Here is a 14,804-nt window from a genome sequence, read left to right on the forward strand (position 1 = left end):
TGTATAAACTGCTTTAGGGTAATTGTAACAAAACTATTCACTAGAAGAAATCAAAAAGCCAACACATAAGCCAAATTACTTTCAGTTGGAATGGAAAATGAATACAATAAGAAGTATTGAGGTGATAACGTGAACTATTTGGATGAACAATTTATTAAAACATCGAATCAAGAGAAATGGCTAGCAAAAACAGATATGCTATCCAAAGTATTCGCAAAACGGGCAGATTATTATGATCGAAATGGAGCATTTCCATTTGAAAATTTTGATGTATTAAAAGATGAAGGCTACCTTCACCTTACCATACCAAAGGAATATGGAGGACATGGGGCCCGTCTTTATGATTTTCTATTAGTTCAGGAAAAAATTGCTCAAGGCGATGCTGCTACTGCCTTGTCATTAGGTTGGCATTTAGGTTTAATGATGCACTTGCATGTAACAAAAAAATGGGATCACGAAACTTATAAACGTGTTTGTCAGGACGTAATTTTAAATAAAACTTTAATAAATAGTGCCGCAACCGAACCTAATTCTGGAAGTCCTGCTAGAGGCGGGAAGCCAGAAACTCTTGCGGTTAAAAAAGATGGTAATTGGGTCATTAATGGAAAGAAAATTTTTACTTCATTGGCTCCTGCTTTGGATTACTTTATCGTTCCCGCAACAATTGAAGAAACAGGAGAAATTGGTGACTTTCTAATTCCGAGGAAAACAGAAGGTGTAACGATTGAGGAAACTTGGGATACTGTTGGAATGCGCGGAACAAGAAGTGATGATCTTATCTTAAAGGATGTTTATCTTCCAGAGAATGCATTAGTGGAAAGGAAAGAGAAGAAGGATCGACCGTCAGCTCAAGGATGGCTCCTGCATATTCCTGCATGTTACATTGGAATTGCAGTTGCTGCAAGAAATGAAGCTGTTAGCTTTGGGAAAACCTATCAACCAACAAGCTTGCCTCACCCAATCAAAGATGTGCCAGAGGTAAGAAGAAAGGTAGCGGAAATGGATATTAAGTTAACAACTGCAAGAACATTATTATATTCAACCGCTGAAAAATGGGATAGTATGACTGAAGATGAGAGAGGGAAGCTAGCTTACGATTTGGCCATTGCCAAGACGATCGTTACAAATACAGCAGTAGAAGTAGTGGATTTGGCTATGAGAATTGTAGGGGGACAAAGCTTGTACTATTCAAACCCACTTCAAAGGTATTATCGCGATGTTAGAGCAGGGTTGCATAATCCCCCTTCTGATGATATCACATATAAGATTTTAGGCGACAGAGCGTTTAGAGAGTAAAGAAATAAAGCATTAAAATAGACGGGTTGTCACATAAATGCTTATTTTTGAGAAAAAGAAAACCTAAGGCTTACGCCATTAGTATTGGCGACAAGCCTTAGGTTTTCTAATATGTATATAGCTTATGTACGCTTATACACCTGATGCAATTGTGATCATATACATCACTGCACTCCCAAACATTAAAATGCCGATTACGTAAAGGTTAATAATAGATCCAATCAATGCCTTTTTGGTCATCATTGACATAAATGAATAGGTAAAACCCAGTAATAAGAGAATGACAAAGACAGGAATTGTATAGGAACCTCCCCACCCGCTAAAGAGAAGAAATAGAGCTGTAATTGGAAAGCAAAACGGTATCATATGTTGAATAGTGGATTTGTTGTAAAAAAACATCGTCATATAAAACCTCGCTTTTGTCTTATTCACTAACAACTTGAACAATTTCATCATCAGATGGTTTACCTGGCATATTTGCAATTGAAACGCTCATTCCTCCCATAATAATGACTGCTAATGTTAAACTGATGATAATACGTCTACTTAGATCTTTCACTCATGTGCCTCCTTTGGTTTGTATTAATTAAACGAAAAAAATTCAGCCATTGTTTCAAAAAAGGATTTTCCTTACTTCACTAGTAAGCCAGATATAATGTATTCAAGAATAAGAGAATTGATGCAACTTATTTTGTAAAGTTTGTGTAAAAGGTAGAAAAAGAGGCGAAAGGAATAGAGAGTAAAAAAGGATCAAACCCGCTACATACTTGGTTCCTTAAGATGTAGAGTGCTTAATCCTTTCATAAATGTTAAAATAATTTATTTTGCGGCTTTTAATAATTTATTAATAACAGAGAGAGATTTGCCTGTACCGATTGCAACAGACTCTAATGGATTAGGAGCGATATGAACTGGGACGATCATTTCTCCACTTACCCATTCCTGAATGCCTTTCATTAGTGCTCCACCGCCAGTTAAAATAACTCCACGATCTACGATATCACCACTTAATTCAGGCGGACAATCCTCAAGGGTTGCTCGAATGGCTTCTAAAATGTGTAAGAGTGACTCTTTCATCGCTTCCTGCATTTCAGTTGATGAAACGGTGATGGTTTTTGGTAATCCTGTTACTAAATCTCTGCCTCTGATATCCATGGTTTCTTTTTCATGCTCAATTAATGCATAACCAATTTCCATTTTCATTTGTTCGGCTGTTCTCTCACCAATTAATAGGTTGTAATGTTTACGTACGTATTGAATGATATCCTCGTCTAATTGGTCACCTCCAATACGAATGGAGTGACATGTAACAACACCGCCAAACGATATAATGGCAACTTCAGTTGTCCCTCCGCCAATATCGACAATGACGTTTGCTATAGGTTCATCTACAGGCAAATCAGCTCCGATGGCAGCAGCTACAGGTTCTTCAATTAAATAAACTTGTTTAGCTCCTGAGCTACGTATTGCATCCTGTATCGCTCTTCTTTCCACAGATGTTGCTCCAGAAGGTGTACACACGACAACAGTCGGCTTTCTCACGGACATTCCTAGTTTCTTTGATGCAATTCTCATGATTTGTCTTAACATATCGGTTGTAACATCATAATCAGCAATAACCCCATCTTTTAGGGGTCTAACGGCAACAATTTGGCCCGGTGTTTTTCCAATCATGCTTTTTGCTTCAGAACCAACAGCTAATACCTTCTTGGAAACAGTATCAATTGCTACTACAGAAGGTTCATTTAGAACAATTCCTTTGCTTTTTGTATAAACGAGTATATTTGCAGTTCCTAAATCTATTCCAATTTCAGTTGTTGAAAACATAATATATTAAACCTCTTTTCATCAATACTTATTTATAGATTTTGTAGAACTTTGCAGTTTTTTGGGGGCTTTTGGTCAGATGAAAAGAGAACGTCATCGCTTTGTCATAAATGTAATATTTATAATGTGGTATTTTTGTTGAAATAATATTCTTTAATAATTAAAAGCTTTAAAGCTAAAGTATTTTAAAGTAATAGTGACAAAATGAACTTATTACTATGACTTAAGCTGGATGCTGGATTAAGATATATTTTTTGTAAGAAAAACTATCGAAGTTATTGAATATTAAAGGTTTATTTGACTTGCGTTATCTCTCGATATAATGACCTACGAATCAGGAAGATATAGGAAGAAAGAACCTGTTTAAATTTTCAGAAAATAGAATTTTCGAACTATTTATTATATTCATATAAAGATTATAATGATATTGTAATAATTAATATTTTAGTAGAAACCATTTAGTGAGTATATGCTCTGGGAGATTTCTACTAAAATGAAGGGGGATTAAATTGAGAAAGTTGAAAAGAGGAATTCAAGCGAGAAACAAGCGGTGGAAAAAGACTTTAAAAATTACTGCTAGCTCTATCGTTATGGGGGGACTTTTATTTAGTACATATTTACCTGGCAGTTCAAACGTTCAAGCAGCTAGCACTATTCAAGAATCTGCGCCTATCGATTGGAATATTATTCCTGAAGAAAGATTAGCTAACTCATTAAAAGAACAAGGAATAATTTCGAAGAATGCTAGTAACGAACAAGTGAAAAATGCCGTAAAGGAATATGTCGAAAAGAAACAAGGCGAAAAGCCTGGTAAGGTTTCACATAAGTCTAGCGACGAAGTACTGATGGACAAAAAAACAAAGGATTTCCTTACAAAACAAAAGGACAAGCTGACGAAACAACTTAGCAAAGGGCATGAAAATTTTAAAAAGGGTAATCCAAATGGTGAAGTGAAAGTGAATTCTGCAAAACAGGCTCCATACAATGGAGAAGTACGTACTGATAAAGTACTGGTTTTGTTGACTGAGTTCGAGGATTTTAAACATAATAATGTCGTGCAAGAAGAAGGATATATGTATGCAGATGACTTTAACCGTGAGCATTATGAAAAATTAATGTTTGGAGATGAAGAATTCACTTTATTTAATGGGGATAAAGTGAAAACGTTTAAACAGTATTATGAAGAACAATCAGGCGGCAGTTACACTGTTGATGGAACTGTTTCTGAATGGTTAACGGTTCCAGGTAATGCAGCTGATTATGGTGATGATAATCCAGAGGGCGGTCATGACAACCTGAATCCACTAGGACCACGTGATTTAGTAAAAAGAGCACTTGATGCTGCGGTTACATCTGGAATTGATTTAGCTGAGTTTGATGAGTTTGATTTATATGATTTAGACGGTGACGGGAATCAAAATGAACCAGATGGACTTGTTGATCACTTGATGATTATTCATGCTGGTACAGGTCAAGAAGCTGGTGGTGGTCAGCTTGGAGATGATGCTATTTGGTCACACCGTTGGGCTTTAAATGGAGTGTATGCGGTACCAGGTTCTCAAGCAGAAGTTAATTACTGGGGTGGCCAAATGGGGGCATATGATTACACAATTCAACCGGAAGATGGTGCTGTCGGTGTATTTGCTCATGAATTTGGTCATGATTTAGGACTACCTGATGAATATGATACACAATATACAGGTCATGGTGAACCTGTTGCATCTTGGTCTATTATGAGTGGTGGAAGCTGGAATGGTAATATTGCTGGAACAGCTCCTACAAGTTTTTCACCGCAAAATAAGGAATTTTTCCAAAACGTCATGGGTGGAAACTGGGCTAACATGGTAGAGGTAGACTATGAGGATATTACGAAAAATGGTGTTGCGGCATATATTGACCAGAGTGTAACTAAATCTAATAATCCTGGAATTGTAAAAGTGAATTTACCTCAAAAAGATGTAAAAGGCTTTATGCCTTCAGAAGCTGGTGGGGAAAACTATTACTACAGCACAAAAGGTGATGACCTTCATACAGCTCTGGAAACACCTGAATTCGATTTAACAAATGCAACAACTGCAGAATTCAAGGCATTGCAATGGTTTGAAGTAGAATATGATTACGACTACGTTTATGTAAATGCAGTAACAAGCGATGGACAAACAGTTGAGCTTGATCTTATCGGAGATGAAAATACTCAAGGTGGAATGGAAACAACAAACGGTGAATGGGTTGAAAAAACATATGACTTAAGTCAATTTGCCGGTAAAAAAGTAAAGCTTGTATTTGAATATGTAACAGACGGAGGCTTAGCGCCAGAAGGATTTGCACTTGATAATATTTCTGTAACAGCAGATGGCAAGGAAATCTTTTCTGATGGAGCTGAAGGGGAAGCACAAGTTGCATTAGATGGATTTATTGTGTCAAATGGTTATTCAAAAGCAAACAATCATTATTATCTAGAGTGGAGAAATTACGCTGGCTCTGATAAAGCCTTAGCTTACTCACGCGGGGCAGTTTATAACACTGGTTTAGTTGTTTGGTATGCTGATGAGAGTTATACAGATAACTGGGTCGGAGTACATCCAGGACAAGGCTTCCTAGGTGTCGTAGATTCACATCCTGAGGCAGTATTTGGTACTTTAAATGGTGATAAGACGATTGCACAAAGTACTAGATATCAAATTGCCGATGCAGCGTTCTCATTAGATAAAACACCAAGTTTCATTGTAGACTCTCCAACACGTGGAGCTTATGAGTTTGTTGGTTTCAACGGTGTGACAAAATTTGATGATTCAAATAGTTACATCGACTCTGCGATTCCAGATGCTGGTCGTATTGTTCCTAATCATGGCTTAAAGTTTGAGGTAATTGGAGAAGCGAAAGATAACTCGGCAGGTGCTGTTTGGATTCACAAATAAGATAAAAGCAAAGCTAACTCATCCTCTCCTTTAAAGAGAGGAAATGAGTTAGCTTTTTTTGCCATTAACACATAGGGAAAATCCAAACTTTTCTAATTAGGATTAAAATACATTTTTATAAGTAAAACTTAATGGTAAGGTTATCATATGACCATTTTGAACCATATAAAAACAGTTTTATGGTAAAAAAGAAGGATTACATAAAAATACAGTAAATGAATATCGTGTTATACTTATATTTATATTTAGCAAGTAGAACCAATAGATACAAGGGTGATAAGATGTTTCAAAAAGCAGAGGAACTTTTAAAAGAATATTTTGGTTATACATCGTTTCGTAAGGGACAAGAGGAGATCATACAGAATCTATTATCAGGAAATGATACTTTAGCCATTATGCCAACAGGCGGGGGGAAATCAGTATGTTATCAAATCCCTGCCTTATTAATGGACGGGGTCACGATTGTCATTTCACCGTTAATTTCACTAATGAAAGACCAAGTAGATGCACTTTTAAGTATAGGTATTTCGTCTGCTTTTATAAATAGTAGTTTATCTGCTCATGAGCTGAATGAAAGAATGAACGAAATAAGGGATGGAGCATATAAAATTGTATATATTGCCCCGGAAAGGCTAGAGGCAGCAGCATTTCGAGAACTACTTGTTTCTATTCCGATTTCTATTGTAGCAATTGATGAGGCACATTGTATTTCACAATGGGGACATGATTTTCGCCCTAGCTATAGATCTATTAAAAATATGATTGCTTCGCTTCCTGAAAAGCCGTTGGTTATCGCTTTAACAGCTACTGCAACAAAGGAAGTAACAGCAGATATTTGTCAATTGTTGGATCTAAATCATGACCATACATTTGTAACTGGTTTTACTAGAGAAAATTTAACCTTTAATGTGATAAAAGGGGAAAATAAACGTGATTTTATTTTAAAATATCTAAAAGCAAATCCAAGCGAACAAGGCATCATATATGCAGCAACACGTAAGGAAGTTGATGAATTATCACAATTTCTTAAGAAAAGTGGGATGAATTGCGGGAAATATCATGCGGGGATGTCTGAAAAGGATAGAGCAAAGCAGCAGGATCTATTTCTATTTGATGAATTTCAGGTCATGATCGCAACAAATGCCTTTGGTATGGGGATCAATAAATCAAATGTCCGTTATGTGATCCACCATAATCTACCTAAAAATATTGAAGCGTATTATCAAGAGGCAGGACGTGCTGGAAGAGATGGGGAACCTAGTGAATGCTTTATATTATTTGCTGGACAAGATATTCAGCTTCAGAAATTTTTAATTGAGCAATCCAATTTAAATGATGTTAAGAAGATACATGAATATCAAAAGCTTCAACAAATGGTGGACTTATGTCATACAGAAAAATGTATTCAATCCTATATTGTTGAATATTTTGGAGAAAAAAGCCCTGTAAAAAATTGTGGAAAATGTATGAATTGTCGCGATACACGAAGTAAGATTGATGTAACTCGAGATGCCCTTATGGTTTTTTCTTGTGTAAAACGAATGAATGAGAAATTTGGAAAAACATTAGTTGCACAAGTATTAAAGGGGTCGAATAATAAGCGAATTACCCAATTTCAATTTCATAAATTGTCAACATATGGTCTAATGAAAGATAAAACAGAAAAACAAATAGTTGATTTTATTGACTTTTTAATTGCAGAGGGATATTTATCATTAACAAATGCTCAATACCCTGTATTATTACTTACTAAAAAAGCTTTATCAGTAATAGTTGACAAAAAACAAGTATTCAAAAAAGAGCAAATAACAGTACAGGCTATTCAAGCGAATGATGATTTATTTGAAAAATTAAAGGAGATAAGAAGAGAGTTAGCATCAGAATTAGGTGTACCGCCGTATATTATTTTTTCAGATAGTAGTTTAAGAGATATGAGTAGTAAATGCCCGACAAATGAACAGGAATTTTTAGAGGTTAAAGGTGTTGCTCAAACAAAATTAGAACGCTATGGTGAGCAGTTTATTAATGCAATCTGTGAATATGCTAAAGTGGAAAGAACTGAACCTGGCCATCAAGTTATAGGGGGAAAATTAACAATTAACAATGATAAAACGCCAAGTCATCTTTTAACATTTCAACTGTTTAATGATGACTCCACTATTAAACAGATTAGCGAACAACGGGGTTTAACTGAAATCACTGTTCAAAATCATATTATTCGTGCTATCGAAGAGGGACAATTAGTTGATTGGTCGCGTATTCTAACAGATGAGCAAGAGGTCCTAATTAAAGAGAAAATTCAAGAAATTGGAGCAGAACTATTAAAGCCGCTTAAGGACAATTTGCCAGATAATATCAACTATTTTCAAATTAAAGCAGCTATTTGTAAACAACGAATGGAAGAAATCAATAATTAAAAAGAAATGCACACATCTATTTAAGATTGAAATGATTAGATGTGTGCATTTTTTTGACGTAAGAAATTATAAATTGTCAACGTGGAAGATTATTCGAGTAGTGGCCAATTTTAAGTATGAAGTATAAGGGCAACTTGGCCTCTGTCTTTACCTTTTCAGGCTTGCCAATCGGTGAGTTTTCTTTTTAATATCAGAATTTATAAGTTTTGTACTTAGTGTAGGTGTCCAGCTCCAGCGCCTAGCCCCATGGGGGCATAAGCCGCAAATGAAATGAAGACAAGGAACGTCTTCATTTCATTTGCGGCTTTTTTGTCCGAGGCTGACCAAGGCGCTTGAGCTTTTCTTATGCACTAAGGTGGTTGTTTTGTACTTTATTCATACTGAATTTTAATATACTTGGAACAAAGCTAATGATAAATAATAATCGAATAAATTGCAGGGAGCTAACAATTGCGGGATCTGCACCAATAGTAGATGCTGTTAACACCATTTCAACCAGACCGCCTGGAGCGAATGAAAGCATCGCAGTTCCTAAATCTAAATCAGTAAATAGTGAAAATAAATAACCAAAACCAAAGCTAGCACAAATTAATAAAAGAGTTGTTGTGAAATAAAGACCACAATATTTTCCACCGTTTTTCAGATCACGAAATGTAATCATTAAACCAAATCCAACACCAATTGATACTTGAGCAAAAATGAAAAATAACTCATGAATTGAAGGTAAAGATATGCCTATAATATTTAAAAAGGCTGTTGTAAGAAGTGGTCCAATGACAAAGGAAGCAGGTAATACTTTTCTCAAAATCCATCCAATAAAGCCTGCGATTATGTACCATCCAAATGAAAAAATGCTTGGATGATCATTTAAGCTAACCGTTGTTTGAACAATATGATGTGGTTCAAACAAATGCTGGATCGTGAAAGGGACCAAAAAAACAACAGTTAAGAGTCTTACGGTTTGAAAAATGGTAACTAGAGAAGAATTAGCTTGAACCGATTCACTAGCTGCAACCATTTCAGTTAGACCACCAGGTATTGATGCGAAAATACTTGTGTTTCGGTCGACATTGACAATCTTACTAATCAAGACACCATTTATAACACTTATGATAATTAACAAAATAGTGATTCCTAAAAAGGGTAGAATATACGGTCCTACTAAAAGGAATGTTTCTTTCGTAAAGGAAAGCCCGAACGATATTCCTAGAATAATAAAAGATCCGTTTTTAAGAAAGGTAGGTTGTGAGAATTGGCAATTGCTTGTGAAGATTGAGCGCCATATAATTAAGAAGGTCATTGGGCCTAATATCCAAGCAAGTGGAATATGGAAAATGTAGAAGATATAACCACCTAAAAACCCAATTAAGTATGGGAAAACAATGTTATTTATTTTATTCAATAGTCTTTTCCTCCAATATTTACGAAAAAATAATTAAATAAACTTAACTAGGTAAACTGTTTATAGATACCATTATATTATTCTTTTTATTTTATCATAATTCCTGAATCTGTCATTACAGAGTTCTTCTGTAAAAGAGTGGGGTTTTATGGTACCATTTTGAGAGTAGGAATTACATGGTATTTATCAGAAAAAATTATTAATACTTTTACAAAAAAAATTGGAAGATTGGAAAAGAAAAACGAAGGTTTTTGCCATTAGTACCTGGCGACAAGCCAAGCATTTCTAACTGTGACTAGGTGGAGGAATATTTATGGGAAAAGAATTTGCAGTTATTGGACTCGGACGCTTTGGAGGAAGTATTTGCCGCGCATTAAGTGAGGAAGGTATGGAAGTCATGGCGATTGATACGGATGAAGATAAGGTTAATCAATTTGCTAATATTGCTTCACATGCTGTTGTAGGAGACACAACGGATGAATCAGTGCTAAAGAGTCTTGGTATACGTAACTTTGATCATGTCATTGTTGCGATCGGTGATAATATTCAAGCGAGCATTTTGACGACATTAATTTTAAAAGAACTAGGTGTAAAGCATATTACAGTAAAAGCTCAAAATGATTACCATGAAAAAGTTCTATCGAAAATAGGTGCTGATCGAATTGTTCATCCTGAAAGAGATATGGGGAAACGAATCGCCCATAACATTATATCAAACAATGTATTAGACTATTTGGAGCTTTCTGATGAACACAGTATTGTTGAAATTGTCGCAAATGAAAGACTTGATGGTCATTCCATTATTGACTTAGATATTCGTGCTAAGTATGGGATTAATATCGTGGCGATGAAAAGGGATAAAGATATTATAGTTTCACCACAAGCAAATGAGATCATCAGAAAAAATGATATTCTCATCGTTATTGGAGCAGATACCGATATAAATCGATTTGAAAAGCGATTACTTGGATAAGAGGGAAACTTTAAGTAGACAGTTTACAGAAAAGGATTAAGAAAGCCTTCACAGGATGTGAAGGCTTCTTATGTAAGGATATGATTAAACTTCCATTATTATAGGAAGAATCATAGGACGACGTTTCGTTTTTTCGTATAAGAATGGTGACAGAGTATCAGTGATTTCATTTTTGATTTCAGACCATTGACTTGTACGGCGTTCCATGATTTTATTTAAGTGTTTTGTAATTAGAGTTTGAGCATCATTAATTAAATCTCCTGATTCACGCATATACACAAATCCTCTTGAGATTATGTCTGGGCCAGCAGCGATTTTGAAATCTTTCATATTAATACTCACAACAACGATGACAAGACCTTCTTCTGAAAGGATCCGTCGGTCACGAAGGACGATATTCCCGATATCTCCAATACCGCTTCCGTCAATATATACGTTTCCTGAAGGGATTTTACCTGCAACTCCAACTTCTCTCTCGCCGATCGCTAAGACTTCACCATTATCCATAATGAAGCAATTTTCTTTTTCAACACCACAATCAACAGCATGTTTTGCATGCATTTTTTGCATTCGGTATTCACCGTGAATTGGCATGAAGTATTTTGGTTTCATTAAACGGATCATGAGCTTTTGTTCCTCTTGTCCACCATGTCCTGATGTATGAATATCATTAAGTGGTCCATGGATGACTTCAGCGCCTGCTCTAAAAAGTTGATTAATTGTTTTGCTGACACTTAGCGTATTTCCCGGGATTGGAGAAGAAGAGAAGACAACATTATCTCCAGGTATAATTTGAATTTGTCTATGAGTTCCATTCGCAATACGAGATAAAGCTGCCATTGGTTCACCTTGGCTACCTGTACATAGAATTGTCACGCGGTGCGCAGGCATGCGGTTAATCTCATGAGCATCAACAAATGTATCCTTTGGACAGCTGATATACCCCAGATCTTGTCCAATTTGGATCGCTGCTTCCATGCTTCTGCCAAATACCGCAATTTTTCGGCCGTGTGAAACAGCAGCTTCGACTACCTGTTGAAGTCGATGTATATTTGATGCAAATGTAGCGAAAATGATACGACCATCCACTTTGCGGAAGATTTCATGAATGCTTTCACCAACACGTCTCTCTGACATAGTAAAGGTAGGAATCTCACTATTTGTACTATCGGATAAAAGGCATAGTACACCATCACGACCAATTTCTGCCATTTTTGTTAAGTTGGCTGGCTCACCAACAGGTGTAAAATCAAATTTAAAGTCACCCGTATGTACGATGTTTCCAGGAGGTGTTTTGACAACAATTCCATAAGAATCAGGGATACTATGTGTGGTTCTAAAAAACGTAACAGATGTTTTTCTGAACTTAATAATGTCTTCTTCTTGAATTTCAATTAATTTTGATTGACGTAAAAGTCCGTGCTCTTCTAATTTGTTTCGAAGTAACCCTAGAGCTAATTTCCCACCGTAAATCGGGATATTAACTTGACGTAGTAAATATGGAATACCTCCAATATGATCCTCATGTCCGTGCGTAATAAATAATCCCTTAATTTTGTCTTCATTTTTTACTAAATACGAATAATCAGGAATAACATAATCAATTCCAAGAAGCTCATCCTCAGGGAACTTTATTCCGGCGTCGATAAGGATGATTTCATCTTGAAATTGAACACCGTACGTGTTTTTACCGATTTCACCAAGTCCACCTAGTGCAAAGATTGCAACTTGGTCATTTTTCACAAATTTCATAACAATCAGATCTCCAATACTTTATAGTTTTCACTTTGCTTTTCATATTCTAAATATGCCCCATCAACTGGAGTGATAAATTCGATGTTATAACCACGCTCTTTTAATTTAGATCGAACATCCTCTTCAGATGTTGCTTCAATATATAGAGTGTTTGTTCTTTCTCGAACAGGCACCTCAGAAATTTTCTCTTGATAGTACACTTTAAAAATCATTTACCAAATCTCTCCTTAACTACCGAATGTTAGACTAACTTTTTCTATTATATTCGATATTCTTATCCAAGCCAAGTATATCAAGAAAAGTGTGGACAGTTCTTTTTTTATAACTAATAGTTAATCGTTTATTTTTGACAAACTTTTAGGGTTTAAATCCATTTAAATCAGTGTTTTTAAGCGATTAGTTTTCTTTTAAGTAACTGGTTCCATTGTTCACGGAGTGATTTTTTTAATTTTTTCAGCATAGCGATAACCTCCTTTTTTTAAGATTTAATGAGGGGCCGTCCAATATTTAATACACTTATAGTATATGGAGAAGGTTCATTTCTTTTACACCATGATTAGTGGGAATTATTGTGAAATAATTGACAGTTTCTTCTTTTTGCCTTAGCTTAGTATCAGGTTTGGTTAATGCTGGGAGGATATGGAATGAAAAGGTTATATGGTTCTTTACTTATTCTAAGTATGATTTGGGGAATGTCTTTTTTATTTATTAAATTGTTAGTGGTGGACCTTGGGCCTTGGGGAGTTGTATTTTGGCGCTGTTTGTTTGGAACACTGACGCTTGCCTTTATTTTATTTATTTTTCAAAAACATGATGTGAAAAATCTAAAACAATTACCGTGGTTTGCTTTATTTTTTGTAGGACTATTTAATAATGCACTTCCATTTGGTTTTATTGCAATGAGTGAATTGAACATTTCCAGTAGTTTAGCTTCTGTTATTAATGCAACAACGCCAATTTGGACAATGATTATTGGGTCTGTTTTCTTCTTAGTGGGGGTTAATAAAAGGCAATGGGTTGGTATTGCAATTGGCTTTTTAGGAATCATAGTTTTATTAAACGTAAATGTAAAAGGTTTAATAGAAGCAAGCTTTATTGGTGCAGGTACAATGTTATTAGCAACTTTTTGTTATGGACTAGGTGCCCAACTTGCTAGAAAGTTTTTGCAGAATATACCAATTACTGTTGTTTCTGTTTCTACTTTAGCTATGTCAACACTCATTAGTTTTATCCTAATGCTGATTACTAACGAGCCAATCCGTGTATCAAGTCTTGCTTCGTTCGATATCTTTTTATCCTTAGTGGGTCTCGGTGTATTTGGAACTGGTATTGCATATCTTTTTTATTATTATATGGTGAAAGAGGGGAGTGCTGAATTCGCATCCCTTGTAACCTATATTGTTCCAATAACGGCAATGATCTGGGGCAGTTTACTCCTAGGTGAACAAATAACGGTAAATATGATGATAGGATTAATGTTTATTTTTGGTGGTGTTTATTTGAGCTCAGCTAGGCGCAGAAAGGTAAGTGGAGAGATATAAGATTTTTAAGTGGATGTGTGAATGAAGAGAAGCAAGGGCTAAGCCCTTGCTTTTTCTTTTTCTTAACGCTCAATTGGAATTGCATTTTCAGGTTCTTGGAATGGATTTTCCTGATTAATATGATCATAAAACATGACTCCATTTAAATGATCTATTTCATGTTGAAAGACGATAGCAAGCATCCCTCTTAAACGTATATCTATTTGTTCACCTTCAAGGGTTGTAGCTTTTACACGAATACGAGCATATCGAGGAACGACCCCAGGAACGGCACGATCAACTGATAAACAGCCTTCACCAGAGGTTAAGAAACTTTTCTCAACAGAGTGACTAACAATTTTCGGGTTGAAAAGTGCATAACTGTGCTGATTTCCCTTTTCGTCCAACGTATGAATGGCAATCATACGTTTTGACACGTTTATTTGCGGAGCTGCCAGACCAATTCCTGGACGTAGGCCATATTTTTCTGCAATTTCAGGGTCTTGACTATTTTTCACATATTCAAGCATATTTGTTAGCGTTTGTTTATCCTCATCAGACGCAGGTAAGGTAACTTCCTTCGCTACTTCTCTTAACGTTGGATGTCCTTCTCTAATAATATCTTCCATTGTAATCATGATGTAACACTCCTTTTAACACGGCGACAATTTATTGTTTTATAGTACTTATACGTAT

12 protein-coding genes are annotated in these 14,804 nt (G+C 35.6%); 5 read left to right on the plus strand and 7 right to left on the minus strand.

Annotated elements, in window-relative coordinates:
- Positions 1 to 129: 129 nt before the first annotated feature.
- Entirely contained in the window at positions 130 to 1,296 is a 1,167-nt protein-coding gene (locus tag AC4GZ8_RS12530) for an acyl-CoA dehydrogenase family protein (protein ID WP_491082179.1), read from the plus strand.
- Between the two features lie 132 nt (positions 1,297 to 1,428).
- Here the strand turns inward: AC4GZ8_RS12530 and AC4GZ8_RS12535 are convergent, their stop codons facing one another.
- The 3 genes from AC4GZ8_RS12535 to mreBH form a co-directional block, all read right to left on the minus strand.
- Positions 1,429 to 1,701, minus strand: a complete 273-nt coding sequence (locus AC4GZ8_RS12535) for a hypothetical protein (protein WP_491082180.1) — start codon at positions 1,699 to 1,701, stop codon at positions 1,429 to 1,431.
- 19 nt (positions 1,702 to 1,720) lie between these two features.
- A complete protein-coding gene (locus AC4GZ8_RS12540; RefSeq protein WP_491082181.1) occupies positions 1,721 to 1,855 on the minus strand; it encodes a protein YkpC in 135 nt (44 codons plus the stop codon).
- A gap of 260 nt (positions 1,856 to 2,115) precedes the next feature.
- The gene (gene mreBH / locus AC4GZ8_RS12545; RefSeq protein ID WP_491082182.1) at positions 2,116 to 3,123 is read right to left on the minus strand and encodes a rod-share determining protein MreBH; all 1,008 of its coding nucleotides are present in this window, start codon (positions 3,121 to 3,123) and stop codon (positions 2,116 to 2,118) included.
- A gap of 590 nt (positions 3,124 to 3,713) precedes the next feature.
- Here mreBH and AC4GZ8_RS12550 point away from each other — a divergent pair.
- Both AC4GZ8_RS12550 and recQ read left to right on the plus strand, forming a co-directional pair.
- Positions 3,714 to 6,041, plus strand: a complete 2,328-nt coding sequence (locus AC4GZ8_RS12550; protein ID WP_491082237.1) for an immune inhibitor A domain-containing protein — start codon at positions 3,714 to 3,716, stop codon at positions 6,039 to 6,041.
- Positions 6,042 to 6,322: 281 nt separating this feature from the next.
- A complete protein-coding gene (recQ, locus tag AC4GZ8_RS12555; RefSeq protein ID WP_491082183.1) occupies positions 6,323 to 8,458 on the plus strand; it encodes a DNA helicase RecQ in 2,136 nt (711 codons plus the stop codon).
- Positions 8,459 to 8,801: 343 nt separating this feature from the next.
- On the opposite strand, the gene AC4GZ8_RS12560 is transcribed toward recQ, so the two are convergent.
- Positions 8,802 to 9,860, minus strand: a complete 1,059-nt coding sequence (locus AC4GZ8_RS12560; RefSeq protein ID WP_491082184.1) for an AbrB family transcriptional regulator — start codon at positions 9,858 to 9,860, stop codon at positions 8,802 to 8,804.
- 313 nt (positions 9,861 to 10,173) lie between these two features.
- On the opposite strand from AC4GZ8_RS12560, the gene AC4GZ8_RS12565 reads away from it, so the two are divergent.
- On the plus strand, positions 10,174 to 10,833 hold the full coding sequence (locus AC4GZ8_RS12565) for a potassium channel family protein (protein WP_491082185.1): 660 nt from the start codon (positions 10,174 to 10,176) through the stop codon (positions 10,831 to 10,833).
- An 84-nt stretch (positions 10,834 to 10,917) separates the two neighbouring features.
- On the opposite strand, the gene rnjA is transcribed toward AC4GZ8_RS12565, so the two are convergent.
- A complete protein-coding gene (rnjA, locus tag AC4GZ8_RS12570; RefSeq protein ID WP_491082186.1) occupies positions 10,918 to 12,585 on the minus strand; it encodes a ribonuclease J1 in 1,668 nt (555 codons plus the stop codon).
- Between the two features lie 5 nt (positions 12,586 to 12,590).
- Complete coding sequence (locus tag AC4GZ8_RS12575) at positions 12,591 to 12,800, minus strand: DNA-dependent RNA polymerase subunit epsilon (RefSeq protein ID WP_491082187.1); 210 nt, start codon at positions 12,798 to 12,800, stop codon at positions 12,591 to 12,593.
- A 432-nt stretch (positions 12,801 to 13,232) separates the two neighbouring features.
- On the opposite strand from AC4GZ8_RS12575, the gene AC4GZ8_RS12580 reads away from it, so the two are divergent.
- A complete protein-coding gene (locus AC4GZ8_RS12580; protein WP_491082188.1) occupies positions 13,233 to 14,129 on the plus strand; it encodes a DMT family transporter in 897 nt (298 codons plus the stop codon).
- 62 nt (positions 14,130 to 14,191) lie between these two features.
- Here AC4GZ8_RS12580 and def read toward each other — a convergent pair whose 3' ends face one another.
- On the minus strand, positions 14,192 to 14,746 hold the full coding sequence (gene def / locus AC4GZ8_RS12585; RefSeq protein ID WP_491082189.1) for a peptide deformylase: 555 nt from the start codon (positions 14,744 to 14,746) through the stop codon (positions 14,192 to 14,194).
- Positions 14,747 to 14,804: the final 58 nt, after the last annotated feature.

This window comes from Metabacillus sp. RB-C-LZQ-3-1, from assembly GCF_058315175.1.

Coding starts and splice junctions, on each gene's coding strand:
- def (WP_491082189.1), bottom strand. CDS start 14,746: ATGATTACAATGGAAGATATTATTAGAGAAGGACATCCAACGTTAAGA.
- AC4GZ8_RS12535 (WP_491082180.1), bottom strand. CDS start 1,701: ATGACGATGTTTTTTTACAACAAATCCACTATTCAACATATGATACCG.
- AC4GZ8_RS12550 (WP_491082237.1), top strand. CDS start 3,714: ATGGGGGGACTTTTATTTAGTACATATTTACCTGGCAGTTCAAACGTT.
- AC4GZ8_RS12565 (WP_491082185.1), top strand. CDS start 10,174: ATGGGAAAAGAATTTGCAGTTATTGGACTCGGACGCTTTGGAGGAAGT.
- AC4GZ8_RS12580 (WP_491082188.1), top strand. CDS start 13,233: ATGAAAAGGTTATATGGTTCTTTACTTATTCTAAGTATGATTTGGGGA.
- recQ (WP_491082183.1), top strand. CDS start 6,323: ATGTTTCAAAAAGCAGAGGAACTTTTAAAAGAATATTTTGGTTATACA.
- AC4GZ8_RS12575 (WP_491082187.1), bottom strand. CDS start 12,800: ATGATTTTTAAAGTGTACTATCAAGAGAAAATTTCTGAGGTGCCTGTT.
- rnjA (WP_491082186.1), bottom strand. CDS start 12,585: ATGAAATTTGTGAAAAATGACCAAGTTGCAATCTTTGCACTAGGTGGA.
- mreBH (WP_491082182.1), bottom strand. CDS start 3,123: ATGTTTTCAACAACTGAAATTGGAATAGATTTAGGAACTGCAAATATA.